The organism is Amycolatopsis sp. 505 (assembly GCF_031625235.1).
GTDB lineage: Bacteria > Actinomycetota > Actinomycetes > Mycobacteriales > Pseudonocardiaceae > Amycolatopsis.
In genome coordinates this window covers 633920-660600 of record NZ_JACKQP010000004.1, presented here as the reverse complement: position 1 = coordinate 660600, position 26681 = coordinate 633920, and the positions used below count along the sequence as shown (strand labels likewise).

General features: G+C 71.7%; 24 protein-coding genes and 1 pseudogene. 14 read left to right on the top strand and 11 right to left on the bottom strand.

The genetic code is table 11. The features are described from left to right. The first annotated feature begins 261 nt into the window (after nucleotides 1-261). From H5965_RS18995 to H5965_RS46160, 5 genes and pseudogenes are all read left to right on the top strand, one after another. The gene (locus H5965_RS18995; protein WP_310971344.1) at nucleotides 262-1638 is read left to right on the top strand and encodes an extracellular solute-binding protein; all 1377 of its coding nucleotides are present in this window, start codon (nucleotides 262-264) and stop codon (nucleotides 1636-1638) included. After that, on the top strand, nucleotides 1616-2584 hold the full coding sequence (locus H5965_RS18990; RefSeq protein WP_310971343.1) for a sugar ABC transporter permease: 969 nt from the start codon (nucleotides 1616-1618) through the stop codon (nucleotides 2582-2584). The genes H5965_RS18995 and H5965_RS18990 overlap by 23 nt, the downstream gene beginning before the upstream one ends. Next, entirely contained in the window at nucleotides 2581-3450 is an 870-nt protein-coding gene (locus tag H5965_RS18985) for a carbohydrate ABC transporter permease (protein WP_310971342.1), read from the top strand. Before H5965_RS18990 ends, H5965_RS18985 begins: the two co-directional genes overlap by 4 nt. A 34-nt stretch (nucleotides 3451-3484) precedes the next feature. Further along, nucleotides 3485-5056, top strand: coding sequence for a glycoside hydrolase family 13 protein (locus H5965_RS18980; protein WP_310971341.1), 1572 nt, complete (start codon nucleotides 3485-3487; stop codon nucleotides 5054-5056). A 205-nt stretch (nucleotides 5057-5261) separates the two neighbouring features. Further along, a pseudogene (locus H5965_RS46160) lies at nucleotides 5262-5456 on the top strand (hypothetical protein); the annotation flags it as partial. A 66-nt stretch (nucleotides 5457-5522) separates the two neighbouring features. Here the strand turns inward: H5965_RS46160 and H5965_RS18970 are convergent. Then, a complete protein-coding gene (locus tag H5965_RS18970) occupies nucleotides 5523-6857 on the bottom strand; it encodes a hypothetical protein (protein ID WP_310971339.1) in 1335 nt (444 codons plus the stop codon). 104 nt (nucleotides 6858-6961) lie between these two features. Here H5965_RS18970 and H5965_RS18965 point away from each other — a divergent pair, with 104 nt between their 5' ends. Further along, nucleotides 6962-8407, top strand: a complete 1446-nt coding sequence (locus H5965_RS18965) for an ABC transporter substrate-binding protein (protein WP_310971338.1) — start codon at nucleotides 6962-6964, stop codon at nucleotides 8405-8407. 111 nt (nucleotides 8408-8518) lie between these two features. Here the strand turns inward: H5965_RS18965 and H5965_RS18960 are convergent, their stop codons facing one another. Both H5965_RS18960 and H5965_RS18955 read right to left on the bottom strand, forming a co-directional pair. After that, entirely contained in the window at nucleotides 8519-9397 is an 879-nt protein-coding gene (locus tag H5965_RS18960; protein ID WP_310971337.1) for a bile acid:sodium symporter family protein, read from the bottom strand. Between the two features lie 133 nt (nucleotides 9398-9530). Beyond that, on the bottom strand, nucleotides 9531-10409 hold the full coding sequence (locus H5965_RS18955; protein WP_310971336.1) for a LysR family transcriptional regulator: 879 nt from the start codon (nucleotides 10407-10409) through the stop codon (nucleotides 9531-9533). A 70-nt stretch (nucleotides 10410-10479) separates the two neighbouring features. On the opposite strand from H5965_RS18955, the gene H5965_RS18950 reads away from it, so the two are divergent. Then, entirely contained in the window at nucleotides 10480-11487 is a 1008-nt protein-coding gene (locus tag H5965_RS18950; RefSeq protein ID WP_310971335.1) for an SDR family oxidoreductase, read from the top strand. Here H5965_RS18950 and H5965_RS18945 read toward each other — a convergent pair. The 3 genes from H5965_RS18945 to H5965_RS18935 all read right to left on the bottom strand — a co-directional run bounded on the left by H5965_RS18945 (nucleotide 11484) and on the right by H5965_RS18935 (nucleotide 15215). Further along, nucleotides 11484-12218 (bottom strand): SDR family oxidoreductase, encoded by a 735-nt coding sequence (locus H5965_RS18945; protein WP_310971334.1) that lies wholly within the window; start codon nucleotides 12216-12218, stop codon nucleotides 11484-11486. The genes H5965_RS18950 and H5965_RS18945 overlap by 4 nt on opposite strands. A 56-nt stretch (nucleotides 12219-12274) precedes the next feature. Beyond that, nucleotides 12275-14182 (bottom strand): S8 family serine peptidase, encoded by a 1908-nt coding sequence (locus tag H5965_RS18940; protein ID WP_310971333.1) that lies wholly within the window; start codon nucleotides 14180-14182, stop codon nucleotides 12275-12277. Nucleotides 14183-14318: 136 nt separating this feature from the next. Next, on the bottom strand, nucleotides 14319-15215 hold the full coding sequence (locus H5965_RS18935; RefSeq protein ID WP_310971332.1) for an NADP-dependent oxidoreductase: 897 nt from the start codon (nucleotides 15213-15215) through the stop codon (nucleotides 14319-14321). Nucleotides 15216-15424: 209 nt separating this feature from the next. Between H5965_RS18935 and H5965_RS18930 the strand changes: the two genes are divergently transcribed. Beyond that, nucleotides 15425-15871: a GNAT family N-acetyltransferase gene (locus tag H5965_RS18930; protein WP_310971331.1), complete on the top strand. Its 447-nt coding sequence runs from the start codon at nucleotides 15425-15427 to the stop codon at nucleotides 15869-15871. Here the strand turns inward: H5965_RS18930 and lpdA are convergent. The 4 genes from lpdA to H5965_RS18910 form a co-directional block, all read right to left on the bottom strand. Then, nucleotides 15861-17252 carry a dihydrolipoyl dehydrogenase gene (gene lpdA, locus H5965_RS18925; RefSeq protein ID WP_310971330.1) on the bottom strand — a complete coding sequence of 464 codons (1392 nt, stop codon included), beginning with the start codon at nucleotides 17250-17252 and terminating at the stop codon, nucleotides 15861-15863. The genes H5965_RS18930 and lpdA overlap by 11 nt on opposite strands. A gap of 72 nt (nucleotides 17253-17324) precedes the next feature. Next, a complete protein-coding gene (locus H5965_RS18920; protein ID WP_310971329.1) occupies nucleotides 17325-18188 on the bottom strand; it encodes an alpha/beta hydrolase in 864 nt (287 codons plus the stop codon). Nucleotides 18189-18219: 31 nt separating this feature from the next. Continuing rightward, complete coding sequence (locus H5965_RS18915; protein ID WP_396136914.1) at nucleotides 18220-18981, bottom strand: lysophospholipid acyltransferase family protein; 762 nt, start codon at nucleotides 18979-18981, stop codon at nucleotides 18220-18222. A 79-nt stretch (nucleotides 18982-19060) separates the two neighbouring features. Continuing rightward, nucleotides 19061-19465 carry a nitroreductase family deazaflavin-dependent oxidoreductase gene (locus H5965_RS18910; RefSeq protein ID WP_310971327.1) on the bottom strand — a complete coding sequence of 135 codons (405 nt, stop codon included), beginning with the start codon at nucleotides 19463-19465 and terminating at the stop codon, nucleotides 19061-19063. A 217-nt stretch (nucleotides 19466-19682) separates the two neighbouring features. Here H5965_RS18910 and H5965_RS18905 point away from each other — a divergent pair, with 217 nt between their 5' ends. The 6 genes from H5965_RS18905 (at nucleotide 19683) to H5965_RS18880 (ending at nucleotide 25720) form a co-directional block, all read left to right on the top strand. Continuing rightward, nucleotides 19683-20723, top strand: a complete 1041-nt coding sequence (locus H5965_RS18905) for a LacI family DNA-binding transcriptional regulator (RefSeq protein WP_310971326.1) — start codon at nucleotides 19683-19685, stop codon at nucleotides 20721-20723. Nucleotides 20724-20805: 82 nt separating this feature from the next. After that, the gene (locus tag H5965_RS18900) at nucleotides 20806-21939 is read left to right on the top strand and encodes a DUF993 family protein (RefSeq protein WP_310971325.1); all 1134 of its coding nucleotides are present in this window, start codon (nucleotides 20806-20808) and stop codon (nucleotides 21937-21939) included. Next, complete coding sequence (locus H5965_RS18895) at nucleotides 21939-22751, top strand: sugar phosphate isomerase/epimerase family protein (protein ID WP_310971324.1); 813 nt, start codon at nucleotides 21939-21941, stop codon at nucleotides 22749-22751. Before H5965_RS18900 ends, H5965_RS18895 begins: the two co-directional genes overlap by 1 nt. A 262-nt stretch (nucleotides 22752-23013) precedes the next feature. Further along, on the top strand, nucleotides 23014-23676 hold the full coding sequence (locus tag H5965_RS18890) for a helix-turn-helix domain-containing protein (RefSeq protein WP_310971323.1): 663 nt from the start codon (nucleotides 23014-23016) through the stop codon (nucleotides 23674-23676). A gap of 47 nt (nucleotides 23677-23723) precedes the next feature. Continuing rightward, complete coding sequence (locus H5965_RS18885) at nucleotides 23724-24434, top strand: response regulator transcription factor (RefSeq protein ID WP_310971322.1); 711 nt, start codon at nucleotides 23724-23726, stop codon at nucleotides 24432-24434. Between the two features lie 2 nt (nucleotides 24435-24436). Beyond that, the gene (locus H5965_RS18880; protein WP_310971321.1) at nucleotides 24437-25720 is read left to right on the top strand and encodes a HAMP domain-containing sensor histidine kinase; all 1284 of its coding nucleotides are present in this window, start codon (nucleotides 24437-24439) and stop codon (nucleotides 25718-25720) included. Between the two features lie 131 nt (nucleotides 25721-25851). On the opposite strand, the gene H5965_RS18875 is transcribed toward H5965_RS18880, so the two are convergent. Beyond that, entirely contained in the window at nucleotides 25852-26655 is an 804-nt protein-coding gene (locus H5965_RS18875; protein ID WP_310971379.1) for an SCO6745 family protein, read from the bottom strand. Between the last annotated feature and the right edge of the window lie 26 nt (nucleotides 26656-26681).

Here is a 26681-nt window from a genome sequence, read left to right as displayed (position 1 = left end):
CGCAGGGCCCACACCCGCCCCGGAAACTCCCCCGCCCTCCCAGGGGGGCGTGCCCAAGTCCAGCTTATCGGCAGCCCCCGATACAAAGCCGGGAAAGAGCCTCTTCGGGAGCCGCCAGTCCACATCGCCGTCCTCCTGTGGACAGCTGCGGCCTGTTCGTAACTTGCAAAGTCTCGTCGGCTTATTGCGCCGATCCGGTCTCCCACTTTAGAGTGACCGCAATCACGTGACAGCCGTCGCGACCCCGAGAAGAGGCTTGAGATGAGCAGTCCCTGGTCCAGAACCGCCACCCGACGGATGTTCTGCCTGCTCGCCGCGGGCGGGCTCGCCCTCGCCGCCGCCGCCTGCGGGGACGGCGATACCGCGGCCCAGAGCGGCGGCAAGGTCAAGATCACCGTCACCGGGCAGCCGCCGACCAGTCAGCCGTTCGAGCGCAGCGTGTTCGACGCCGACGTCAAGGAGTTCGAGGCGTCGCACCCGAACATCGACATCGATCCGCACGAAGGCTTCATGGACCCGAAGACGTTCTCCGCGAAGCTCGCCGGCGGGCAGCTCGAAGACGTCTACTACGTCTACTTCACCGACCCCGCGCAGATCATCGCCCGCCACCAGGCCGCCGACATCACCGAAGCCGTGAAGAGCGTCCCGCACATCGGCGACCTCAAGCCGGAACTGCTCGACAACTTCCGCGACGCCAACGGAAAGCTCTATGGCCTGCCCACCATGAACTACACGATGGGCCTGCTCTACAACCGCCCGCTGTTCCAGAAGGCCGGGCTCGACCCGGACAAGCCGCCGCAGACCTGGGACGAAGTGCGCGAAGCCGCGAAGAAGATCTCCGCGCTCGGCAACGGCGTCGTCGGGTACGCCGACTACAGCAAGAACAACCAGGGCGGCTGGCACCTCACCGGCTGGCTGTACTCGATGGGCGGCGACATCGCCCGCAAGGACGGCGACAAGTGGGTCGCCGACTTCGCCAACGAGAAGGGCAAGCAAGCCCTCCAGTACCTGCACGACATGCGCTGGACCGACAACTCGATGGGCGCCAAGCAGCTGCTCGAAGCGCAGGACGTCCAGCGGATGATGGGCGCCGGCCAGCTCGGCATGTACATGGCCGCCCCGGACAACGTTCCCGTGCTGGTCAAGCAGTTCAACGGCAAGTACGAGGACTACGGCATCGCGGGCATGCCCGGCGGCCAGGGCACCCTGCTCGGCGGCGAGGGCTACATGATCAACCCGAAGGCCTCGCCGGAGAAGGTCAAGGCCGGCCTCGAGTGGATCCAGTGGAAGTACCTCAACCCGGACCGCTTCGAGAAGCACATCCAGCAGTACGTCGACGGCAAGCAGCCGGTCGGCCTGCCCGCCGAGCCGACCCCGGACGTCTGGACCGGCTCGGTCCGCGAGCAGCAGCTGGCCCTGAAGACCAAGTACGCCAACGTGCCCGCCAAGAACTTCCAGTCCTATGTAGACACCACGAGCAAGATCAAGGGCAGCATCGAGCCGCCGAACGCGCAGCAGATCTACGCCGCGCTCGACAGCGTCATGCAGGCCGTCCTGACCGACCAGAACGCCAACCTCGACCAGCAGCTGTCGTCGGCGTCGTCGAAGGTCAACAGTGTCCTCGCCCAGGTCAAGTAGCCTGCTCGCCTGGCCCGCGGCGAAACCGTCGCGGGCCGGGCGCCCGGCCGCAACGACGGCGAACCGGACCCGGCTGAAGCGCAAGCTCAAGGAGAACGTCACCGCGTACGGCCTGCTCAGCGCCGCACTCGTGGTGTTCGCGCTGTTCTCCTGGTACCCGATCGTCCGCGGCGTCCTGCTGAGCTTCCAGCAGGTCGACTTCGTCAACGCGCCCACGTGGGTCGGCTTCGACAACTTCACGCGGCTGTTCGAAGACCCGCTGTTCGGCGTCGCCTGGCGCAACACGCTGCTGTTCACCGGGCTCGCGCTGGTCTTCGGCTTCGCCGTCCCGTTCTTCACCGCGGTGCTGCTGAACGAACTCCGCCACGCCAAGGCGTTCTTCCGGCTCGCCGTCTACCTGCCGGTGATGCTGCCGCCCGTCGTGACGGCGCTGATGTGGAAGTGGTTCTACGACCCCGGTCCCGGCCTGTTCAACTCCGCGCTCGGCGCGGTCGGCCTCCCCGGCGGCCAGTGGCTGGATTCGAGCGGGACCGCGATGCTCAGCCTGGTGTTCGTCTCGACGTGGGCCAACATGGGCAGCACCACGCTCATCTACCTGGCCGCGCTCGGCACCATCCCCGGCGAACTCTACGAAGCCGCGGAGCTCGACGGCGCCGGGTTGTGGAAACGCCTGCGGCACGTGACGTTCCCGCAGACCCGGTTCGTCCTGCTGGTGCTCCTGCTGCTGCAGGTGGTCGCGACCATGCAGGTGTTCACCGAGCCGTACGTGATGACCGGCGGCGGCCCGGACGACTCCACGGTCACCGTGCTCCTGCTCTTGTACCGCTACGCCTTCGTCTACAACGACTTCGGCTCGGCGAGCGCGATGAGCCTGCTGCTGTTCGTGGCGCTGGGCGTGTTCTCGGCGTGGTACGTCCGGCTGACGCGGAAGGCGGACCAGGCATGAGGACCCTCGTCTCCCCCGGCGCGCTGCGCAGCCCGCGCGGCAAGCTCCTGTACGCCGTCGTCTTCGCCGGCACGCTCGCCATTTTCGTCCTCGCCTTCATGTTCCCGCTCTACTGGGTCGTGACGGGCGCGATGAAGTCACCGCAGGAACTGGCGCAGACCCCGGCGACGCTCGTCCCGCGCGAGTGGCACCCGGAAACCTTCGCCGACGCCTGGGACCAGCTCAGCCTGGGCAAGTACTTCCTCAACACGCTGATCGTCGCCGGTGGCGCGTGGCTGGCGCAGCTGGCCATCGACGTCCCGGCCGCGTTCGCGCTGTCGAAGCTGCGGCCGAAGTTCGGCAACGTCGTGCTCGGGCTGATGCTGGCCACGCTGATGCTGCCGGCCACGGCGTTGCTCGTCCCGACGTACGTGACGGTGACGGACCTGCCGCTCCTGCACCTCAACCTGATCAACTCGCCGGCCGCGGTCTGGCTGCCCGCGGCGGCGAACGCGTTCAACATCTACCTGCTGAAGCGGTTCTTCGACCAGATCCCCGACGAGCTGCTCGAAGCGGCGCGCCTCGACGGCGCCGGGCCGGTGCGCACGCTTTGGCGGATCATCCTGCCGATTTCGCGGCCGATCCTGGCCGTGGTGTCGATCCTCGCGGTGGTCGCCGCGTGGAAGGACTTCATCTGGCCGCTGCTGGTGTTCCCGGACACCGAAAAGCAGACGCTCTCGGTGATGCTGCAGCGGGTGGCGATCGACATGCCGCTCAACGTGCTCGTCGCCGGGATGGTGCTGGCCAGCCTGCCGATGGTCGCGCTGTTCCTGGCGTTCCAGCGGCAGATCCTCGCCGGGCTGACCGCCGGCAGCCTCAAGGGCTGAGGGCTTTTCCGAACCGACTGGGAGGGGCACTTTAGTGATCGACAAGACCGGCTGGTGGCGGAGCGCGGCGATCTACCAGGTGTACATCCGCAGCTTCGCGGACGGCAACGGCGACGGCGTCGGCGACCTCGCCGGCGTCCGCGCCCGGCTGGACCACCTGGCCGACCTGGGGATCGACGCGATCTGGTTCACCCCGTGGTACCCGTCGCCGATGGACGACGGCGGCTACGACGTCGCCGACTTCCGCGACATCGAGCCGCTCTTCGGCACCCTCGCCGAGGCGGAGGACCTGATCGCCGAAGCCCACACCCGGGGCATCCGGGTGATCATCGACATCGTGCCCAACCACTGCTCCGACGAGCACCACTGGTTCCAGGCCGCGCTGGCCGCGGGCCCGGGATCACCGGAACGGCAACGGTTCTGGTTCCGGCCCGGCCGCGGCCCGGACGGCAGCGAACCGCCGAACAACTGGAAGTCGCGCTTCGGCGGGTCGGCGTGGACGCGCGTCCCGGACGGCGAGTGGTACCTGCACCTCTACAGCTCACGCCAGCCCGACTTCAACTGGGACAACCCGGAGATCCGCACGGAGTTCGAGGACGTGCTGCGCTTCTGGTTCGACCGCGGCGTCGACGGCTTCCGCATCGACGTCGCCGACGGCCTGGTCAAGGATCCCCACCTGCCCGACGTCGACGACGGCGACGAGACGCCGTTCTCCGACCAGGAAGGCCTGCACGAGATCTACCGCTCGTGGCGCAAGATCGCCGACAGCTACGGCGGCGAGCGCGTGCTGGTCGGCGAGATGTGGCTGCCGGACATGTCCCGGGCCGCGCGCTACCTGCGCCGCGACGAGCTGCATTCGGCGTTCAACTTCGACTTCCTGGTCTGCCCGTGGGACAGCAAGCGCTTCCGGGACGTGATCGACCGGACGCTGAAGGCGCACGACGAGGTCGGCGCCCCGGCGGCCTGGGTGCTGTCGAACCACGACGTCACCCGCCACGTCACCCGCTACGGCCGCGAGGGCGACACGGGTTTCTCGTTCGCGAACCGGCTGCACTCGGCCCCGGTGGACCTCGACCTGGGCACCCGCCGAGCCCGGGCGGCGGCGCTGCTGACGCTGGCGCTGCCCGGCGGACTGTACGTCTACCAGGGCGAGGAGCTGGGGCTGTGGGAGGTCCTGGACATCCCGGACGAGCTGCGCCAGGACCCGGTCTTCGCCCGCACCCACGGCACCGACCCGGGCCGCGACGGCTGCCGGGTACCGATCCCGTGGTCGGGGTCCGAGCCGCCGTTCGGCTTCGGCAGCGGCGAAGCCTGGCTGCCGCAGCCCGCTTCGTGGCGGGACTACACGGCCGAGGCGGAGGCAGCGGATCCGGCGTCGATGCTGTCGCTGTACCGCACCGGGCTACGGCTGCGGCGGGACCTGCCGAGCGGCCCGCTCGAATGGCTGTCGCTCGGCGAAGGGGTGCTGGCGTTCCGACGGGGGTTCACGTTCGCGCTGAACTTCTCGCCGGAACCGGTGCCGCTGCCGCCGGGCGAGATCCTGCTGGCCAGCGGCGAAGTCACCGACACCCTGCCGACGGACACCGCGGTCTGGCTGCGGCAGTAGAGCACACCGGAGGCCGCCGCCGAGCCGGACCGCGGCGGCCTCCGGCGGCTCACCCGACGCGCTCGGACAGCTCGAACTGCTGTCAGCGATCTCGAACGGCGGGGTCGACGATTTCGACGCCGCGCTTGCGCAGCTCGGCCAGGCTCGCGTCGACGTCGCCGAACTGCGGCTGGGCCGCGGCGCCCAGGCCGCCGGGTATTTCCAGGTGGAAGTCGTCCTGGGCGGGCGGCAGCACGGAGGCCAGGGTCAGGTCGCCGTACGGCCAGACCTGCAGGACGCGCCAGCCCATCGTGTCGGCCCAGAACGCGCGGGCCTGTGCACGCGGTCGGCGGAGTTCGCCGCGCTGTGGGCGGAGGACCGGGTGGCCGAGCAGCAGTACGGCGTCAAGCGGTTCTTCCACGAGGCCGTGGGCGAGTTGACGCTCAATTGGCAGACTCCGCCTGCTGGACGGCGGCCCCGGTCCCGGCTACTTCGTGAGCTGCAGGACGTCGACGCCGCGGGTGTTGTCCGCGACGTAGACGTACTTCCCGTGCCAGTACGGCGCCCACGCGCTCGCGTCGGCCGGGCGGTAGTAGGCGATCTGGCGCGGGTTCGTCGGGTCGCTGACGTCGAGGAACCGGGTGCCCTGCGCGTAGAACGACTGGACCAGGATCTTGCCGCGGACGTCGAAGTAGTGGGCGGAGCAGTCGTCGGAGGCCGGGTCGCTGCCCTCCTGGCCGTTGACGCTCCACGTTCCGACGCTCTGCAGCCGGAACGGCTGCGAAGGCGTCGAGCGCCAGCCTTCACCGTGGTAGGAGCCCTTCAGGGACGAGATCGTCAGGACGCCGTCGCCCGCGCAGCCGTCGACGAAGTTCTCCTCCGTCGCGTAGATCAGGTCCTGGCCGCGCCACGCGCCGTCACCGATGCGGTGGCCGGCCGGGTGGAAGCTGTTGTGCATGAACCGCGAGGGCGCCGCCGTCTCGGCGATGCCGCCGCCCGCGTACGGGATCGGCTCGTGCGCCGTCGCGCGGCGGATCTTGCCGGACAGCGGGTCGCGGTGGATTCCGGACGTCCAGTAGCCGCGGACACCGCCGCGGCCGGACACCCAGGCCACGCCGTCGGCGTCGACCTGCACGTCGTGCACGTAGTCGGTCTTGCCGTCGTTGCGGGCCAGCTCGATCGGCTGCGGGTTCACCTTCGGGTGCTTCGGGTCGCGGATGTCGGTGACCCAGATCGGGCGCCCGCCCCAGTCGGCCGGCTGGTCGTCGGCCTTCGCCGGGCCGCCGGTCCAGAGGTAGCGGCAGCCGTCGACGCAGCTGGTGGTGTGGCCGGCCGGCACCTTCACGTAGCTGAGGATCGCCGGGGCCTCGGGCTTCGAGACGTCGACGACGTAGATGCCGGACTCGCCGGTGTGGGTGGTGCCGCCGTAGGCGCGCGGGTCGCGGGACAGGAAGACCAGCTTGCGGTCCTGGTCGACCTCGGTGTCCTCGGTCTCCCACAGGCCCGGCAAGCTGACCTGCCCGACCAGTTTCGGCGCGGCCGGGTTCTTCGTCAGGTCGTAGACCTTGAGCCCGAACTCGCCGGACACGACCATGACGTCCCGGCGGCCGTAGTCGAGGAAGCCGATCGAGATGGCGCCGGCGGCGTCGGGCACGTTGCCGACGGCCTTGACGTTCTTGATCGCGCCCGGGTCACCCGCCGTGCGGGCGGCCGGGGTCGCGGGCTTGTCGTCCTCCCCGCAGGCCGCGGCCGGCAGCCCGGTCGCGACCAGGGTGGCGCTGACGGTGACGGCGGCGAAGCACGACCGCAACCAGGTGCGCACGCGAAACCTCCCAGAACGCTCCGAGCGTGACCCACCGAACGGTACGACGGAGATCAACCGGACACAACCGTCTTTCGTTGCCTCCTGACTGATAAGACTTGCTCATGCGCCTGTTCGTCCTGCTCGCCGTCGTGGTCCTCGCCGTCACGGGCTGCTCGGGGTCCGACCCCGCCCGGCCCGGGGTGCTGACCGTCGGCATCCGGGAGCCCGCGACCCTGCTGCCGGCCGACCTCGCCGACCAAGCGGGCCGGCTGGTGACCGGCGCATTGTGGACGCCGCTCGCCGACTACGACGCGGCGTCCGGGAAGGTCACCCCGCGCGCGGCGGCGTCGATCGAGAGCACCGACCGGGTCCACTGGACGGTCAAACTGCGACCGGCGACGTTCCACGACGGCACTCCGGTCACCGCTCAGTCCTATGTGGACACCTGGCGGGCGGTCGCGGCGGCGCACTGGGTGTCCTCCCCGGTGCTGACGAAGCTCCTGCGCGCCCGCGAGATCAAGGCGGCGGCTCCGGACACGATCGCGCTGACCCTCGACCGGCCGTCCGGCCAGGTGCCCGCGCTGCTCGCCGCGCCGGGCCTGGTCCCGCTGCCGGCGTCGGTGCTCGCTTCCGGGGATTGGGACGGTTTCGCGATGGCACCGGTCGGCAACGGCCCGTACCGCCTGGACGGCGGCTGGCACCCGGGCTCGGGCGGCACGCTCAAGCGCGTCGGCACCGGGAAGGCCGAGGAGATCGAGCTGCGGGTCGGCGAGCCGGCCGCCCAGTACGACGCGGTCAAGGCGGGCACGCTCGACCTGGCGACCGAGGTGCCGGGCGAACGGCACGAGGCCATGCACGGTGACTTCGCCGACCGCCACGCGTCCTGGGCCCTGCCCGAGGCGGGCTACCTGGCGTTCCCGGTGAGCAACCCCCGCTTCGCCGACGCGACGGTCCGCCACGGCTTCGCCCTCGGCGTCGACCGGGCGGCCCTGGAGGCGGGCCCGCTCGCGCACCAGGTCGACCCGGCCAAGGCGATGCTGCCGCCCTCGGACGCCCCGGGCGAGCGCACGGGCACCTGCCGCCCCTGCAGCTTCGACGCGGCGGCCGGCAAGGCCCTGCTGAAGCAGGCGGCCTTCCCCGGCGGCGCGACCGTCTACTTCGGACCCGGCGCGGAGGCGTGGACGCGCACCCTGGTGGTCGGGTTGCACAAGGCGCTGGACGTTTCCGTGACGGCACAGGCCGCCCCCGGCACGGGCCAGCTCGACGGCCCGTCCACACTGGACGTCAAGCCGGCCACGGCCAGCCCGTACGAACTGCTGTCGCGCCTGGCGGCGGAGTCGGGCTACGCGGACGAGGTCTTCCGCCAGAACCTGGCCCTCGCGGACGCGGCGGCCACCCCGGAGGAGGCGGGCGAGCTGTACCGCCTGGCGGAGAACCAGCTCCTGCGTGACCTGCCGGTGGCGCCCCTGTGGACCGGCCACGGCCACGCGGTCTGGGGCTCGCGGGTCCACGACGTCACGGCCACGCCGTTCACCGGCCCGGTCCTCGCGGGGATCGGCGTCTCGTGAGCTGGGAACCGGCGTCCCTGCGTTGCCGGAGTGAAATCCGGGTCGGGAAGGTCGGCGAGGTCACCACGGAGGTCACCGAAGTGCGCGGGCGGCTCGGGAATCCCGACGACTTCAGACGCCCGTGACGCTCAGGACCTTGGAACGCTTGCGGCTCAACGCGTAGGCGGCGATCGCGGCGGGCACGAACATCACCGAGCCGTAGACGCCGGCCGGGACCGCCATCGCCTCGCTGCCGAGCACCGACATGGCGACGGTGATGGCCAGCGCGGCGTTGTGGATGCCGATCTCCATGGCGGACGCGATCGCCTGCTGCCGCTCCACCCGCAGCAGCCGCGGCACGCCGTAGCCGATCGCCAGGCTCAGCACGGAAAGCAGCAGCGCCACCGGCGCGAGCGTGTCGGCGTTCTCCAGCAGCAGCTTGAAGTTCCCGATGATGGAGAACATGATCGCCAGCGCCAGCACGACGATCGACGCGATCTTCACCGGCTTCTGCATCTTCTCGGTCCAGGCGAGGGAGCGGTGCCGGACCCACATGCCGATCGCCACCGGGACCAGCACGAACACGAACACCTGCACCAGCTTCGCGGGCTGCAGCCCGACCGACGCGTCGCCGGCCATGAACCGCGCCATCGACAACGCGACCACCACCGGCAGCGTGAACACCGCGAGCACGGAGTTGATCGCGGTCAGGGTGATGTTGAGCGCGACGTCACCACCCGCGAGATGGCTGAACAGGTTCGCCGACGTCCCACCGGGCGAGGCGACGAGCAGCATCATCCCGACGGCCAGCACGCCGTTGAGCCCGAACAGCACGACCAGCCCGTAGCAAATGGCGGGCAGCACGACCATCTGGCACACCAGTGCGACGATCGCGGCCTTCGGGTACTTCACCACCCTGGCGAAATCTGCCGGGGCCAGCGACATGCCGAGGCCGAACATCACCAGCGCGAGCGCCGCCGGCAGGAATATCGAGACGATCTGCGCACCCATCCGAACCTCCGCGAGTCCCAGGCGAGAACCGGCTGCCATCCTGCTCCCACCCGGGTGCGATCTTTCTTCCGCTGTGCGTTGAATGCCCGATTTGTAACCTTCGCTGGTCCGTTCGGAGTCGTGCGTCCGCGTATCAGACCGTCGCGTGCGCGACCAGCGTCTCGATGAACGCGCCGGTCAGCGGATCCGGCGCCGCCCGGGTGTACGCCGTCAGCACCCGGCGCACCGGCGCCGCCGGCCGCAGGACCCGGCCGTCGAAGCGGGCCGGCAGGACGTTCTCCGGCACCAGCGCCGGCCCCAGGCCCGCCGCCGCCAGGATCGGGGCCGCCGCCGTCTGCTCGGTGCGGACCGCGGCCCGGGGGCGGAAGCCCGCCGCCGCGCAGGCCGCGTCGACCAGCTCCGCCAGGCCGTTGCCCGGCGCGTAGTGCACCCAGGCGCAGTCGGAGAGGGTGGCCAGATCGACGACCCCGGTGGCGTCGCCTTCCGTCGCGCCGTCCGCGGGCAGCACGACCACGAACTCCTCCACCCCCAGCTCCCGGACCGGGCCCGCCCAGTCGCCGGGGCGCGGGCCGAGCGCGACGTCGGCCTCGCCCGCGGCCATCGCTTCGCGCAGCTCGTCGGCGTGCCGGAACTCGATCAGCCGGACGTCGACCTCCGGCCGATCGCGCCGCCACACCCGCAGCGCGGGCGGCAGCACGCCCAGGCTGACCGAATACACGGTCGCGACCTGCAGCTCGCCCGCCGTCGTCCCGGACGCGAGCCGGGCCGCGCAGCGCGCGCGTTCGGCGTCGGCGAGCGCCGCCCGCGCGTGCGGCAGCATCGCCCGGCCCATCGGCGTGAGCCGGACGGCCCGCGGCAGCCGCTCCAGTAGCGGCCCGCCGAGGCCGCGTTCGAGGGCCCGCATCTGGTGCGACAACGCCGGCTGCGTCACGTGCAGCTGTTCGGCGGCGCGGGTGAAGGAACCCGTGTCGACCACCGTGACCAGGTACTCGAGCTGCCGCAGACTTGTCATGAACTCAGTTTATCGACTTGGTGACAACTAAGCCTTGGACTTATCGAAGCCGCGAGCCGAGCCTGAAGGCATGGAACGCAAGACAGCTCTGGTCGCCGGAGCGAACGGGATCATCGGCCGCACGCTCACCGAGCACCTGCGCACGAACGGCTGGGACGTCACCGGCCTTTCGCGGCGCGGCGGCCCGGGCACGATCGCCGTCGACCTCCTCGACCCGGCCGACACCCGCGCGAAGCTCGCCCCGCTGACCTCGGCCACGCACCTCTTCTACGCGGCCTACCAGGACAAACCGACGTGGGCGGAGCTGGTCCCGCCGAACCTGGCGATGCTGACGAACCTCGTCGACGCGGCCCCGCCCGGCCTGCGGCACGTCAGCCTGATGCAGGGCTACAAGGTCTACGGCGCGCACCTCGGGCCGTTCAAGACGCCGGCGCGCGAGACCGACGCCGGGCACATGCCGCCGGAGTTCAACGTCGACCAGCAGCAGTTCCTCGAACGGCGGGCGGGGTCGTGGACGTGGTCGGCGATCCGGCCGTCGGTGGTCGGCGGCACGGCACTGGGCAACCCGATGAACCTGGCGCTGGTGATCGCGGTGTACGCGTCGATCTCGAAGGAACTCGGGCTGCCGCTGCGCTTCCCCGGCAAACCCGGCGCGTACGACAGCCTGCTGGAGATGACCGACGCGGGCCTCCTGGCCTCGGCGACGGTCTGGGCGACCGGGCAGCAGGGCGCCTTCAACATCGCGAACGGCGACCTGTTCCGCTGGCGCGAGCTCTGGCCGAAGCTGGCGGCGTACTTCGACCTCGACGTCGCACCACCGCTGCGGATGTCCCTCGCCGACGTCATGGCGGACAAAGGTCCACTGTGGACCCGGATGGCGGCCGAACACGGGCTCTCGGCGTCCTACGCGGACGTTTCGGCGTCGTGGGCGTTCGGCGACTTCGTGTTCGGCTGGGACTACGACATGTTCGCCGACACGTCGAAGTCGCGCCGGGCGGGGTTCCACGAGTACGTGGAGACCGAGCAGATGTTCTTCCGGCTGTTCGACGAGTTCCGGAAGGCGCGGGTGATCCCCTAGCCGCGGCCGATGAACGGCATGGTCGTCGCGGTGACGGTGAGGAACTGGACGTTGGCGTCGAGCGGCAGCCCGGCCATGTACCGCACGGCGTCGGCCACGTGCCGGACGTCGAAGGTCGGCTCGGCGACGACCCGGCCGTCGGCCTGCGGGATACCGGCGGCCATCCGCTCGGTCATCTCGGTGGCGGCGTTGCCGATGTCGAGTTGCCCGCAGGCGACGTCCCAGGCCCGGCCGTCCAGCGAGATCGACCGGGTCAGCCCGGTGACGGCGTGCTTGGTCGCGGTGTAGGCGACGCTCGCCGGCCGCGGCACGTGGGCGGAGATCGAGCCGTTGTTGACGATCCGGCCGCCGCGGGGGTCCTGGTCCTTCATGAGCAGCACGGCTTGCCGCGCGCAGAGGAACATCCCGGTGAGGTTGACGTCGACGGTCCGCTTCCAGTCCGCGACGGACAGGTCGGCCACGGTCCCGCCCGCGGAGATCCCGGCGTTGTTGAAGAGCAGGTCGAGCCGCCCCCACCGCTCCCGCACGGCGTGGAAGAGGGCTTCGACCTCGTGTTCGTCGGAAACGTCGGTGGGCACGGCCAGGGCGTTCTCGAAGCCCGCGGCGGTCTTCGCGAGAGCGTCGGCCCGCCGTCCGGCCAGCGCGACCCGGTAGCCGTCTTCGAGAAGCGCCCGCGCCACCGCCCGCCCGATCCCCGAACCGGCTCCGGTCACCACCGCGGTCTTCGCCATGCCCCGACCCTAACGAAAGGGCCCGGCGCGTGCCGGGCCCTTTCGCGGAACGTCCGTTACTTCGCCGCCACGCCCAGCGCGGCCAGGGCCGGGCCGGCCATGATCACGCCGTTGCCGGTCACCGTGTCGAAGCCCGGCGTGCCCAGGTCGATCGCCGAGGACACCAGGGCCGTGCGGATCTGGGCTGGGGTCGCCGCCGGCTTGCCCGACAGCAGCAGGGCCGCGATGGCGGCCGCATGCGGGGCCGCCGCCGAGGTCCCGAAGAAGGGCTGGAAGCCCGCCACCGAGGTGGCGACGCCGTCGGCCGCGGTGATGTCCGGCTTGTTGCGGACCGTGCCGCCGGTCGAAGACACGTTGCCCGGGGTGATCGCCGTGCCGTCGACGTTGTAGAACAGGCGGCGCTTGCCGTCGGAGGAGAAGCGCTCCCACTTGCTCGACGCCGTGTAGAGGCCGGGGTACGGACCCGCCGGGTTGGCCGGGTCGCCGGTCTCCAGCGGCCGGGTGAACGCGCCCGCCGCCGGGGCCGCCGCCACGCTGAACGCGTTGACCGCGGCCGAGTGGCCGTTCGTGACACCGTTGGTGCTGAACGCCTTGAGCGAGCCCGAAGCCACGAACCGGCCGCGGATCACGTTCAGCGCGATGAAGCGGTCGGCGCCGCTGTACTTGACCACCGCGACCTTGTAGCCGGAGCCGGTGGTGGGCACGCTCGCGATCTCGTACGGGTTCTGCGAACCGGACTGCGCGTTCTCGCTGGAGGCGACGACGCGGCCGGAAGAGTTCAGGATGAACAGGTCGTAGTCGTTGGCGGACTTGCCCCACGGGTCGGACCAGAACAGCGTCACCGGCTTGCCGAGCGAGCCCGCCGAAAGCGCGTCGAAGTTCTGCGTGGTGCTGCTCGGGTCGAAGTCGTGCGGGGTCCCGGTGACGCCGCTGATCTTCGACGACGAGGCGCGGAAGTCACCCTCGTAGTAGCCGCTGGTGCCGTCGGTCGCGTTGCCCGAGTTGCCGGCCGAGGAGAAGTACAGGACGCCCGCCGCGGTCACGTCGTTGACCGCCTGCGCGACCTGCGTGTCCTGGAACGGCGATTCGTCGAAGTAGGAGACGTCGTCGACGATGACCTTGCAGTTGCCGGTGGTGCGCAGCGCGCGGATGTTCGCGGCGAAGCTGGCTTCGCTGGTGAACGCGGTCGCGAAGCCGAGGGTCGCGTTCGGCGCGAGGTCGTGGATGATCTCGAGCATCGCGGTGCCCTCGTCGCCGCTGCCCTTCTGGCCGGACAGGACGTCCACCGCGGGCAGCTCGCCGGCCGCCTGCGACTTCGCCAGGGAGTCGACGCCGTCGGACAGCACGCAGACCTTCACGCCGGAGCCGCTGACGCCGTAGGTCGTGCGGGCGGTGTCGGCGCCGTGCGCCTTGTCCCCTTCGGACACCTGCGTCGCCGCGGCGGCCGCCTGCGCGGACGCGGCCTTGCGGAAGTCGCGGTTGCCCTGCTCGCTCCAGGTGGTGGCCTGCGCGGCGGGCTTGACCTCGGTGACGTCGGCCCGGCCGGCGATCGCGTCCAGGGCGGACAGCGGCAGGTCGGCGCGGACGGCACCGTCCGGCGCGGCGTAGCGGACGGTGCCGCCCGCCGCCTTGACGGCGTTCGCGACGGCCTTGCCCTGCGCGGCGATGTCGACCGAGACGGTGCCGGCGTTGCTGACGCCGACGCCGGAGCGGTATTCGGGCAGCTTCGCGGCCAGCGACCGGTCGGCCCGCAACCGCTTCTCGACGACGAGTTGGCTCGATTGCTTGCGCTCGGCGGGGCTCAGGCTCTTCTTGATGCTCTGCAGCGCGTTGATGCCCGCTTCGGTGCGCGCGGCCGCAGCGTCCACGGTGGACGGCTGCGCCGCCGAGACCCCCGTCGTCAGCAGCAGCGCGCCGACCGTCAGCGGAACCGCGTGCGCGGCGACCCGGCTGAATCTCACCATCGATGTCTCCCTGTGGTACTCGGCCACCCGACCGAATGACACCCGACCGGGTGTAATGGGGAGAATCTAAGGAGTGACCGAGCCGGATTCCAGCGACCAAAGTCGGGAACGCCTTCGCGTCCACATACTGGAACGATCAGGGGAATGTGAGAACTATTTTTCCCCGGCCGTGTCCGGTTTCGATTTCCCGGTGCGCGGCGACGGCCTCGGTGTACGGGTAGGCCCGGCGCACCAGGAAGCGCAAGTCGCCCTTGGCGTAGAGAGCGGCCAGCTCGGCGAGCCGCGCGGCCGAGCGTCCGGACTTCGAGACGAGCACCCCGAGCCCCGCGGCCCGGTCGTGGTCGACGAGGGTGAGGATCCGGTTCCGCGCCCTCACCAGTTCGAGTGAGACGTCCAGCGCCGCTCCGCCGGCCCCGTCGAGCACGACGTCGACACCCTGCGGCGCGGCGTAGAGCACGCGCTCCTTCAGCCCTTCGCCGTAGACGACGGGGGTCGCGCCCAGCTCGCGCAGGTAGTCCTGGTTGGCCTCGCTCGCGGTGCCGACCACCCGGGCGCCCCGCAGCTTGGCGAGCTGCACGGCGACGGTGCCGACCGAGCCGGCGGCGCCGTGGATCAGCAACGTCTCCCCTTCGCGCAGGTCCAGCGCTTCCAGCGCGATGGAGGCGGTCTGCGCCCCGGCGGTGAACCCGCCGGCGACCTCCCACGGCATTTCCGGCGGCTTCGGCGTGACATCGGCAGCGGGAACGACGATGTACTCGGCGGCGGCCTGCACGGCGGTGAAGCCGAGAACTTCGGTGCCGGCGTCGAGTTCGCCCTCGTCGACGACGCCGGCGAACTCGTTCCCGGGCACCCGAGGCCAGCCGAGCGCGAGGTGCGGCGGCTCCCACCCGGCCCGCACGGCGGCATCGAACGGCTGGACCCCGGCGGCCTTGACCCGCACCCGCACCTCCCCCGGCCCGGCGTGGGGTTCCGGCAGGTCGAGGACGCGGAGCACTTCGGGCCCGCCGAATTCGGTGAACGCTACGGCTTTCATGGCCCCAGTCTGGAACTTCGAGCCAACTCGAGGTCAAGACCGTCAGTGCGGGCCGGCCACCGGGCGGCCTTCCGCTCGTAGACCGCCCGTGGCGCGAGCACGGGGTTCGGCCGGACGACCATGGCGAAGAGGTCACCGTATTTCGTTGTGCGACAGCGTGTCCCGGAGCCGGTCGAGGTCCGTCATCCCGTCATCGTAGGCTGGCGGGCATGGGTCAGCTCCAGATCGCCCGCGCAACGCCGGACCAGGCCGGCACCCTGACCGCACTGATGCACGCGTCCTCGGCGTATCAAGGTGACTACGCATCCATTTTGGACGGTTACGCAATCGCCCCCGGGTACGTCGAGACCAACCCGACCTTCATCGCCACGAGCGGCACCGAGATCCTCGGCTTCTACGCACTCGTGGCCGCGGAACTCGACCTGCTCTTCGTCGCGGACCGGGCCCAGGGGCTCGGCATCGGCGCGCGCCTGATCACGCACATGCTCGCCGAGGCCCGTAGTCGTGGGCTGGAGTCGGTGCGCGTCGTCTCGCACCCGCCCGCGCTGGCCTTCTACGTGCGGATGGGCGCGCGGCGCACCGGCACGATCCCCGCCAGACCACCGAAGATCGGCTGGGACCGGCCGGAGCTCCGCTTCGACGTCCCTACATGTTGATCATGTGACCCGCGAGGCCGTGGATCGCTTCCTTGACCGCTTCGCCCAGCGTCGGGTGGGCGTGGACGTTGCGGGAAACCTCGTGCACCGTCAGGTCCCACTGCTGAGCCAGCGTCAGCTCCGGCAGCAGCTCCGTCACGTCCGGGCCGATCAGGTGCCCGCCGATCAGCTCGCCGTACTTCGCGTCGCTGATCAGCTTCACGAAACCGGCCGCGTCGCCGAGGCCGTGGGCCTTGCCGTTGGCCGTGAACGGGAACTTCGCCACCTGGACGTCGAAGCCCTTCTCGCGGGCCTGCTCCTCCGTCCAGCCGAAGCTGGCGATCTGGGGCTGGCAGTACGTCGCGCGCGGGATCATCGGGAAGTCGAGCTCCATCGTCTCGGCGCCCGCGATCGTCTCCGCCGCCACCACGCCCATCGACTCCGACGCGTGCGCCAGCATCAGCTTCGCCGTCACGTCGCCGATCGCGAAGATGTGCTCGACGTTCGTGCGGCCGCGGCCGTCCACCGCGATCGCGCCGCGGTCGGTGAGGGCGACGCCCGTCTTCTCCAGGCCGTAGCCCTCGACGCGCGGCTGGAAGCCGATCGCCTGCAGGACCTTGTCGGCCTCGAGGACCTGCTCGCCGTTCTTCTCCGAGGACACCGTCACGCGCACGGACGAGCCCGAGTCGTCGATCGACTCCACGCGGGTCGACGTCAGCACCTTGATGCCGAGCTTGCGGTACCGGCGCGCCAGCTCCGCCGAAACCTCGGCGTCTTCCAGGGGCACCATCCGGTCGAGGAACTCGACGATCGTGACGTCGACGCCGTAGTTGTGCAGCACGTAGGCGAACTCGACACCGATCGCGCCCGCGCCGGCGATGACGATGCTCGACGGCAGCTCACTCGACAGGATCTGCTCTTCGTAGGTCACCACGCGCTCACTGCGCGAAGTCCCCGGCAGCAGCCGGGTGGTCGCGCCGGTCGCGATGACGCAGTGATCGAACGTGATCCGCTCGCCGTCGACCTCGAGGGTGTGGTCGTCGACGAACGTGCCGTGCCCGTCGAACTCGGTGATCTTGTTCTTCTTCATCAGGAAGTGCACGCCCTTGACGCGCCCCTCGGCGACCTTCCGGCTCCGCTCGTACGCGGCCGTGTAGTCGACCTTGATCGGGCTGTCGGAGGAGATCCCGAACGCCTTCGCCTCCTGCGTGACGACGTGCGCCAGCTCGGCGTTGCGCAGCAGCGCCTTCGACGGGATGCACCCGACGTTCAGGCAGACGCCACCCCAGTACTTCTCCTCGACCACCGCGGCGCTCAGCCCCAGCTGGGACGCGCGGATCGCCGCGACGTAGCCGCCCACCCCGGCCCCCAGCACGACGACATCAAAGTGTTGTGCACTCATGCCTCGAAACTACCCTTCCGAGCACCGTCGGGCGGGGTGACCCGGACCTCACGCGGCACTGCGGCCCAGGCCTCACGCGGCGATGAGCTCGCGCAGGGCGGCCACCACCTCCTCCGGCCGTTCCTCGGGCAGGAAGTGCCCGCAATCCAGCACGTGCGTCCGCAGGTCGGGCGCCCACGAGCCCCACACCGCCGCGGGATCGAACGGCAGCTCGCCCGCCGGCCGCTGCCACAGCGCGGCCACCGGCATCGCCAGCCGCCGCCCGGCGGCGCGATCGGCCGCATCGTGCTCCGCGTCCACCGTCGCGCTTGCCCGGTAGTCCGCGCACACCGCCGCGATCGCCTCCGGCGTCGAGGCCGCCGCCAGGTACGCCGCCCGGACCTCCGGCGGGATCGCCGCAGGATCGCGCACCCAGGCGTCGAGGAAGTGCCCGAAGAACACCGACGGCGCCGCGCCCAGCATCCGCTCCGGCAGCGGGGGCGGGTGCGCGAGCAGGAACAGGTGGAACGCGAACACGCCGCCGGTGCCCGTCAGCGACTCCCACAGGTCGACGGCCGGGAGCACGTCGAGCACCGCCAGGTGACCGACCGCCGACGGGTGGTCGAGCGCCGCCCGGAACGCCACCAGCGCACCCCGGTCGTGGCCGGCCAGCGCGAACCGCTCGTGCCCCAGGGCACGGGCGAGCTCGACGACGTCCGCCGCCAGCCGCCGCTTCGAGTAGTCGCCCGGTGGCTTGTCGCTGCCGCCGTAGCCGCGCAGGTCGGGGCAGATCACCCGGTGGTCGCGCGCCAGCCGCACCGCCACCTCCCGCCAGGCGAGGTGGGTCTGCGGGAAGCCGTGCAGCAGCACCACGGGTGGCCCGGCGCCGCCCTGCGCGACGCCGAGGTGCACATCCCCGACGGGGATCCGCTCGTAGGAGAACCCGGAAATCGTCATGCCGGCAGGCTCTCACCCACCACCGACAAAATCAGGCAGCCAGCGGCGGCCGCTTCCCCCGGAGGGAGGACAGCAGCTCGGTGATCGCGGCCATGATCCGGGCCGTGGCCTCCTCGAGCACCTCCCGCGTCAGTTCGCGCCCGACGAGGTCGGAAAGGTCGACCGGCGGCCCGGCGAGCAGCTCCACGGTCTTGCGCGGCAGCGCCCGCGGGAACTTCGCCGTCGACGGCAGCAGGTGGTGGGTTCCCCAGTTGGCCACCGGGATCACCGGGGCCCCGGTCTCCAGCGCCGCCCGCACGACGCCGGTCTTGCCGCGCATCGGCCAGCCTTCCGGGTCGTTCGAGAACGTGCCTTCCGGGAAGATCGCGACGCATTCGCCCGCCCGCACCGACGCCACGAGGTCGCGGTAGGCCTCCGCGGCCGTCGCCGCGCCGCGGTAGACCGGGATGTGGCGGCCCGAGCGCATCACGCGGCCGACCACCGGCACCTTCCACAGCGACGCCTTCGCCAGGTAGCGCGGCACGCGGCCGGCGGCGAGGCAGAACGCCGTGAGCGTCGTCGGGTCGGCGAACGACAGGTGGTTCGACGCCACCAGCACGCCGCCGGTCTTCGGGATGTGGCGCGAGCCCCGCACGCGGAACCGGGTGGACTGGACCAGGAACTGCCAGACCACCTCGATGGCGAAGCTGTACCAGGCGCCACGGCCGGCGCGGGCGAAGCGCCGGCCGTAGGCGATCATCTGGCGTCGGGTGAGCAGTTCACCCTCGAGGTCCAGGGCGGTCCAGCGGTCCATGACTGTCATTCGTAGCCCACGACCGGCCGGATCGGCCCCCGCCCGCGCCGAACGCGGCGCAGATCACAGCGAAAAACTTTCAGAGCCGCTCGAGCACCACGACGGGGATCTCGCGGTCGGTCTTCTTGGCGTACTCGTTGTAGTCCGGCCAGACGGCGGCCAGCTTGTCCCACAGCTTCGCGCGCTCCTCGCCGGACGTCGTGCGGGCGCGGGCCTTGAACTTGTCCGCCTTGATCTGGACGCCGACCTCGGGGTGCTCGACGAGGTTGAAGTACCAGCCGGGGTGGTTCGGCGCGCCGCCCTTGGAGGCCACGATCACCGCGTTCCCGTCGACTTCCTGGTAGATCAGCGCGAACTTGCGCTCCTGCCCGGTCTTGCGGCCGGTGGTGGTCAAGACCAGTGTCGGGACGCCTTCCTTCCACTCGTGGCCGACCTCGCCGTCGGTCTCCTCGTAGCGGCGGACGTGCTCGTCACCGAACAACATGCGGTGCTTCCTTTCGTGGACGTCGGCAGTGGCGGGCTCACCACTTGAAGGTTCTCCTTGTTTGCAACACACACAAAGCGCGCGATCTTCCCGCCGGTTTTCACTCGTTCGGGGGAGGTCCCCCGAGCAGCGGCTTCTCCCGGCACACCCCCCTCCCAGTAGATTGCACCGACCGAGCACGCCGAGACACTCGAGACCGATCTTGGAGGAGCCAGCCATGAAGGCCCGGCCGCACGTGACACTCGAAGACGTGGCACGCAGCGCGAACGTCTCGCTCGCGACGGCGTCGCGGGTGCTCAACGGCACCGCGTCCGTCCGCGCCGACCTGCGGGAGCGGGTGTCCGCCGCCGCGGCCGAACTGGCCTACGCCCCCAACGCGCACGCCCAGGCCCTCGCCGGCGGCACGCACCGCACGGTCGGCGTGATCTGCCACGACGTCAGCGACCCGTACTTCGCGGCCATCGCGGGCGGGGTGATGCGGGTGGCGACCGACAACGGGCTGCTCGTCATGCTGGCCGGCACGTTCCGCGACCCGGACCGCGAAGTCGCCTACGTCTCGACGCTGCGGGCGCAGCGGGCCGCGGCCATCCTGCTCATCGGCTCGGCGTTCGAAGACCGGGCGTGGGAACGCGCGATGGCCGCCGAGCTGGAGCCCTACCGGCGCGGCGGCGGCCAGGTCGCGGCGGTCAGCAGGCACCGCGGCCTCAAGATCGACACCGTGCAGCCGGACAACAAGGGCGGCGCCGCGGCGCTGGCGAAGGAGCTGGTCGGCCTCGGCCACAAGCGGTTCGCCGTGCTGGCCGGGCCGCGGCGGCTGAGCACCGTGATCGACCGGCTGGCCGGGTTCTCCGGCGAACTCGCCGCGCACGGCATCGAGCTGCGCGAGGAAGACGTCGTCGAGGCCCCGTTCAGCCGTGACGGCGGCTACGAGGCGACGAAACGGCTGCTCGCCGGCCGCAAGCGCAAGCTGCCGACCTGCCTGTTCGCCGTCACCGACGTGATGGCCATCGGCGCGCTGACGGCGTTGCGCGAGGAAGGCCTGTCGGTGCCCGGCGACATCTCGGTGGCCGGGTTCGACGACATCCCGGTGGTCCGCGACCTCGCCCCGGCGCTGACCACCGTGCGGCTGCCGCTGGAGGAACTCGGCGAACGCGCGATGGACCTGGCGATCAAGGGCTCCGCGGGTGCCCGGCCGCGGACGGTCCGGCTGTCCGGCGAAGTCGTCCTGCGCGAAAGCACCGGCCGCCCCAAGCGGTGACCCCACCGGGCCTTGCCGCGGGCGCGGCACAGGCCCTACCGTGGGTTCAGAAAGCGCTTTCTGCCCCTTCCGGAGGTCTCCGATGCTCGTGCTCCCGGCCCCCGGCGGCGAGCTGCTGAACTGGTCGCCGTCCGGGCCACGGCCCCCCGCGCCCCCGAAGACGCCGCCGACCTCGCGCATCGCCTACGCCGCCGCGCACGTCGTCGCGGACGCGCGGGCCGACGAGCCGTACGCCGTGGATTGGGACGCGACGCTGGCCTTCCGCGAGCACCTCTGGTCGTCCGGACTCGGCGTCGCGGAAGCGATGGACACCGCGCAGCGCGGCATGGGCCTCGACTGGGCGACGACGCGGGACCTGGTGACCCGCACCGGCGCGGTCGCGGCCGGGCGCCGCTGGTGCGCCGGGGTCGGCACCGACCAGCTGCCGCCGGGACCGGCCACCGTCGCGTCCATTGTGGACGCCTGGCGCGAGCAGCTCGCCCTGGTCGCCGGCGCGGGCGCGGTCCCGGTCGTGATGGCCAGCCGCGCGCTGGCCGCGGCGGCCACGGGTCCGGACGACTACCACGCGGCGTACGGGAAGCTGCTGTCCGAGGCGGGCGGCCCGGTGCTGCTGCACTGGCTGGGCGAGCAGTTCGACCCGGCGCTGGCCGGCTACTGGGGTCACGCCGACGTCCGCGCCGCCGCCCGCGAGCTGGCGGCGCTCTGCACCGAGCACGCGAGCGCGATCGCCGGGGTCAAGGTGTCGGTGCTCGACGCCGAGGTCGAGGTCGAGTTCCGCCGGGCGCTCCCGGACGGCGTCGCCTGCTACACCGGCGACGACTTCAACTACCCGTCGCTGATCGCCGGGGACGCCGAAGGCCACAGCGAAGCCCTGCTCGGCATCTTCGACCCGCTCGCCCCGGTCGCCGCGGCGGCGCTGGCCCGCCTGGACGCCGGCGACGAGGGCGGGTTCCGCGCCCTGCTCGACCCGACCGTGCCGCTGTCGCGCGAGATCTTCCGCGCGCCGACCCGGCACTACAAGACCGGCGTCGTGTTCCTGGCCCACCTCAACGGCCACCAGGACCACTTCCGGATGATCGCCGGGAGTGAGTCCGCGCGCACGATCACCCACCTGGCGACGCTGCTGCGGCTGGCCGACGAGGCCGGCGTGCTGGCCGACCCCGACCTGGCCGAGGCCCGGATGCGGCCGCTGCTGCAGGTGGCGGGGGTGGCGTGATGGACCCCCGGCTGAGCCTCAACCAGATCACCACGAAGTCCTGGTCGCTGCCCGAGGCCGTGACCGGCTGCGCCGAGGCGGGCGTCGGCTGGATCGGGCTGTGGCGCGACAAGGTCGCCGAAACCGGCGTCGACGAGGCCGCGCGGTTGCTCAAGGAGCACGGTGTGCGGGTGTCGTCGCTGTGCCGCGGTGGGTTCTTCACCGGCGTGACACCGGAGGGGTCCCCTGTGGACGGTCTGGCGCAGACCCGGGAGGCGATCGACGAAGCCGCGACGCTCGGCGCCGACGTGCTGGTGCTGGTGGTGGGCGGGATCGCGGGCAACGACCTGGCCGCGTCCCGCCAGCGCGTCGCCGACGCGGTGGGCGAGCTGGCGCCGTACGCCGGTGAGCGCGGGGTCCGGCTGGGCCTGGAGCCGCTGCACCCGATGCAGTGCGCGGACCGGTCGGTGCTGTCCACTGTGGACCAGGCGCTGGCGATCGCGCTCGAGCACCCGGCCGAGCAGGTCGGGGTGATCGTGGACGAGTTCCACGTGTGGTGGGACCCGCGGATCGAGGAGTCGATCGCCGCGGCCACCGGGCGCATCGCCGGGTTCCACGTGTGCGACGTCCTGGTGCCGCTCCCGGACCCGCTGCTCGGCCGGGCGCTCCCCGGCGACGGCCCGATCGACCACCGCCACCTGCGCACGGCCGTCGAGGCGGCGGGGTACGGAGGGCCGATCGAGGTCGAGGTGTTCAACGCGGACCTGTGGGCCCGGCCGGGGGCGGAGGTGCTCGCGGAGACCGTTGCGGCGTTCGAGAGGTACGTCGCCTGAGCCGGAGCACCTTTCGCAGCTGCCTCACCACACGCATCGGCGCGCGGACGCCCAGACCGGCACCCCGCCCAGGCCTGCGGAGCCTGCAGGGTCGCGAATGACTCATTCGAGACGCCCGAGGTCCCGAATGAGTCATTCGCGACGTTCGAACAGCACCGCGCCCCCAGGCGGTCCCGAAACCGCTACGGCGTTCGAGCGACACGACACCCCACCCGGTCCACCTGACGGTACCCTGGGTCCACTAGGCGGACGGGGGTCGCTCATGAAGACAGTCGAAGACGGATCGGTCCGGAGCGTGCTCCGCGCGTTCGACCTGCTCGCCCTCTTCACCGAACAACGCCGGCTCTGGGCCGTCAAGGACCTCACCGCGGCCAGCGGGCTGGCCAAGACCACCGTGCTGCGGCTGGTCGCCACCTGCGAACAGCGCGGCCTGCTCTGGACCCGGCCGGACGGGCGGATCACCGTCGGGCCCGGGATGCTGCGGTGGGCGCACCTGGCCAACACCGCGTGGCAGCTGCCCGAGCCCGTCCGCCAGGTGCTGCGCGACCTGGCTCGCGAATGCCGGGAGACCGTGAACATCTACGTGCGCAGCACCTCTGTGCTGGTCTGCGTGGCCCAGCAGGAGGGGCCGCTGGCCATCCGGCACGTCGGCCGCGTCGGGGACGAGCTGCCGCTCGGCTTCGGGGCCGCCGGGCGGGTCCTCGACGGGGTCGAAGGCGCCACCGTCAGTCACGGGGAGCCGGAGGCCGGCGCTTCGAGCGTGGCCGCGCCGGTGCACGACGGCGACGGGCGGCTGCTGGCCGCGCTCGCAATCACCGGGCCGAGCAGCCGGTTCGGACCCGGCGAAGTCGCTGCGTTCACCGAAGCCCTGACCGCCGCTTCGGTGCGGATATCGCAGATCGGCCTCGCCACGCGGGCGGAATAGGCCACAGCCGTCCGGAATCCGGCACTTCGTTGGTTAGGCTTCCCGGCATGCCGAACCTGCTGGTGGTGGAAGACGACGCCGCGATCGGCAGCGTGCTCGAATCGACGCTCCGGCTGCACGGTCACCAGGTGTGCTGGTGCCGCGACGGACGGAGCGCCCTGCAGGCCGCCGAGTCCGGCGACTTCGACCTCGTGCTGCTCGACCTCGGCCTGCCCGACCTCGACGGCGTCGAGGTCTGCCGCCGGCTGCGGGCCGCGCTGCCGGCCGCGGTGCTCGTCATCCTCACCGCGCGGCAGGAGGAGATGGACGTCGTCGTCGGCCTCGACGCCGGGGCGGACGACTACCTCACCAAGCCGATCCGGCTGGGCGAGCTGCTGGCCAGGGTGCGGGCGCACCTGCGCCGCGGCGCGCCGGCCGGGGCCCGGCCGCCGGTGACCGTCGGCGGGCTGACCGTCGACATCGCCGGCCGCCGCGCCACCCTGGGCGGGCGCGAGGTGGTGCTGCGCGCCAAGGAGTTCGACTTGCTGGCCCGGCTCGCCGAGCAGCCCGGCGTCGCGGTCAGCCGCGAGACGCTGATGTCCGAGGTCTGGGACGCGCACTGGTACGGCTCGACGAAGACGCTGGACGTGCACATCGCGGCGGTGCGCCGCAAGCTGTCGGCGGCCGCCGGGCCCGAGGACGAGGTGCCGCGGATCGCCACCCTGCGCGGGCACGGCTACCGGCTGGAAGACCCGGCCCGGACCGCCGCCGAGGGGTAGCCGTGCGCCGCCGGATCACCTCGCTGACGGTGCTGGCCGCACTCGTCGCCACCCTGCTGTTCGCGTTGCCGCTGGGCTTCGCGGTGTGGCAGTACTACCACGACGACGCGAAGGGTGACCTGGAGCGGGCGGCGGACGCCGCCGCACTCTCCGTGTCCCACGAGCTGAACGCCGGCCTACCGCCCGTGCTGCCACGAGCCGAGGACGAGGACGAAGCCGAAGCCGACGTCGCGGTCTACAGCCCGGACGGGCGGCTCCTCGCCGGGCACGGGCCCGCGGTCGCCGGCGCGGTCGAGCGGCAGGCCGCGAAGGCCACGGTGGACGTCGTCATCGGCCGCGAGGGCGACGAGATGGCGTTGGCGGTGCCGGTGGTCAGCGGCTCCCTGGTGACGGGCGTGGTCCGCGCCGCGCGGCCGCTGTCCCAGCTGCGGCTGCAGATCATCCTGACCTGGGTCGGCATGACCGGGCTCGCGGTCGTGACGACCGGGGTCAGCTGGCTGCTGGCCCGGCGGTTCACGAGGCGGCTCGTCCGGCCCCTGGAGGAGCTCGCCGTCACGGCCGAGCGGCTCGGCGACGGCGACTTCACGGCCCGGTCGCCGCGCGCGGGCATCCCCGAGATCGACCAGGTCGGCGAGACGCTGGACGCCACCGCGGCCCGGATCGGCGAGACCCTGGAGCGCGAGCGCGCGTTCTCCGCGGAGGCGTCCCACCAGCTGCGCACGCCGCTCACCGGGCTGCGCCTGCAGCTCGAAGCCGCGCTGGAGACACCGGCGGCGGACCCGTACGCGGCCATCCGCGCCGGTATCGCGTCCGCCGACCGGCTGGAACGCACCATCGAGGACCTCCTGGCGCTGGGCCGCGAACGCCGGGCGCCGCGGGCCGAGCTGGACCTCGGTGTGCTCCTCGAGGAGGTCCGGCAGGCGGGCGAAGCGCTGCTCGGGCCGCAGGGGCGGGAGCTGCGGATCAGCCGTCAGGACCCGCCGGCGGCCCGCGTGGCGGCCGCGGCGGTCCGGCAGGTGCTCGGCGTCCTGCTGGACAACGCGGTGACGCACGGCCGCGGGACGGTCACGGTCCTGGCCCGCGACGCCGGGGACGCGCTGGCGATCGACGTCACCGACGAAGGCCCGGACCTCGGCGAACGGGACCCGTTCGCGACGGCGCCCAGCGGCCACGGCATCGGCCTCCGCCTGGCCCGCAGCCTCGCCGAAGCCGAGGGCGGCCGCCTCCGCCTCAGCCGCCCCCACCCACCCACGTTCACCCTCCTCCTGCCCGCCGCCCCACCGTGATTGGGAGGTCGACACGCGTGATTAGAAGGTCGACACGCGTGATTAGGAGGTCGACACGACGGCGAGCCGTGTCGACCCTTCAATCACGCGTGTCGACCCTTCAATCACGGGTGATGGCTCGCTGATCACGGCTACATCGGGAAGGTGGCCCGGAAGGGGGCCGAGAGCGGTTCGAGGTCGGTGATGAGGCGGTCGAGCTCGGCCGGGGTAAGGGCGTCGTACGGGGCCTCGGCGAGCCGGTCGGTCAGGGCCTCGACGCGCTCCTTCGCGGCCCGGCCGTCGGCGGTGAGCCAGCCGTCGGGGCCGACGAGGCCGCGGGCGCGCAGGCCGTCGACGACCGCCGTCAGCTGGGCGGCGGGCAGGTGCCAGACCCGGCCGAACTTCTCCGCGGGCAGGTCGATCGACAGCGCGTGGAGCACGTGGGCCTCCGTCCCGCCGATGCCCTCGGCCACCAGCGCGACGATGTGACCGTCGCCGCGGTGCTCACGCAGCAGGGTGGCCGCGTGCCAGAGCCGGGCCACCGGCTCCTCCGGGACCGGCAGCGCGCGCAGGGCCGAGAAGAGCGCGCGTCCTTCCACCGGCGCGCTGGTCGCCGCCTTGAGCAGGAGGTCCGCGGCGCGGGCGACACGCGGGTCGTCCGCGAGGTCACCGAGGATCCGCCGCATCCCCGCGACGCAGCCACGCTCGCGCGCGGCCAGCGCCGCCTCGGGCGTGGTGAGCTCCCAGACCCGCGGGATGTGCCGGGCCACCTCGCCGGGAGCGAAGTTGTAGAAGATCGCGTGGACCACCTCGGCAGGCACCGACCGGCCCAGCGGCGCGGCCCGTCCGGCGAAGTAGGCGTCCCACACGTTGCGCAGGCCGAGCGCCAGGAGGGCCTCGTCCGACTCGTCGGCGAAGTAGGGCACGAGGCCGATCGGCTCGACCAGGTCGTACATGCGACGGGCGACGGCCATTTTCTTCC

Bases quoted from the DNA above. Each gene is read 5' to 3' on its own strand.
- H5965_RS18995 (WP_310971344.1), top strand. From the start codon at position 262: ATGAGCAGTCCCTGGTCCAGAACCGCCACCCGACGGATGTTCTGCCTG.
- H5965_RS18985 (WP_310971342.1), top strand. From the start codon at position 2,581: ATGAGGACCCTCGTCTCCCCCGGCGCGCTGCGCAGCCCGCGCGGCAAG.
- H5965_RS18965 (WP_310971338.1), top strand. From the start codon at position 6,962: ATGCGCCTGTTCGTCCTGCTCGCCGTCGTGGTCCTCGCCGTCACGGGC.
- H5965_RS18960 (WP_310971337.1), bottom strand. From the start codon at position 9,397: ATGGGTGCGCAGATCGTCTCGATATTCCTGCCGGCGGCGCTCGCGCTG.
- H5965_RS18955 (WP_310971336.1), bottom strand. From the start codon at position 10,409: ATGACAAGTCTGCGGCAGCTCGAGTACCTGGTCACGGTGGTCGACACG.
- H5965_RS18950 (WP_310971335.1), top strand. From the start codon at position 10,480: ATGGAACGCAAGACAGCTCTGGTCGCCGGAGCGAACGGGATCATCGGC.
- H5965_RS18945 (WP_310971334.1), bottom strand. From the start codon at position 12,218: ATGGCGAAGACCGCGGTGGTGACCGGAGCCGGTTCGGGGATCGGGCGG.
- H5965_RS18940 (WP_310971333.1), bottom strand. From the start codon at position 14,182: ATGGTGAGATTCAGCCGGGTCGCCGCGCACGCGGTTCCGCTGACGGTC.
- H5965_RS18935 (WP_310971332.1), bottom strand. From the start codon at position 15,215: ATGAAAGCCGTAGCGTTCACCGAATTCGGCGGGCCCGAAGTGCTCCGC.
- H5965_RS18930 (WP_310971331.1), top strand. From the start codon at position 15,425: ATGGGTCAGCTCCAGATCGCCCGCGCAACGCCGGACCAGGCCGGCACC.
- lpdA (WP_310971330.1), bottom strand. From the start codon at position 17,252: ATGAGTGCACAACACTTTGATGTCGTCGTGCTGGGGGCCGGGGTGGGC.
- H5965_RS18920 (WP_310971329.1), bottom strand. From the start codon at position 18,188: ATGACGATTTCCGGGTTCTCCTACGAGCGGATCCCCGTCGGGGATGTG.
- H5965_RS18915 (WP_396136914.1), bottom strand. From the start codon at position 18,981: ATGGACCGCTGGACCGCCCTGGACCTCGAGGGTGAACTGCTCACCCGA.
- H5965_RS18910 (WP_310971327.1), bottom strand. From the start codon at position 19,465: ATGTTGTTCGGTGACGAGCACGTCCGCCGCTACGAGGAGACCGACGGC.
- H5965_RS18905 (WP_310971326.1), top strand. From the start codon at position 19,683: ATGAAGGCCCGGCCGCACGTGACACTCGAAGACGTGGCACGCAGCGCG.
- H5965_RS18900 (WP_310971325.1), top strand. From the start codon at position 20,806: ATGCTCGTGCTCCCGGCCCCCGGCGGCGAGCTGCTGAACTGGTCGCCG.
- H5965_RS18895 (WP_310971324.1), top strand. From the start codon at position 21,939: ATGGACCCCCGGCTGAGCCTCAACCAGATCACCACGAAGTCCTGGTCG.
- H5965_RS18890 (WP_310971323.1), top strand. From the start codon at position 23,014: ATGAAGACAGTCGAAGACGGATCGGTCCGGAGCGTGCTCCGCGCGTTC.
- H5965_RS18885 (WP_310971322.1), top strand. From the start codon at position 23,724: ATGCCGAACCTGCTGGTGGTGGAAGACGACGCCGCGATCGGCAGCGTG.
- H5965_RS18875 (WP_310971379.1), bottom strand. From the start codon at position 26,655: ATGTACGACCTGGTCGAGCCGATCGGCCTCGTGCCCTACTTCGCCGAC.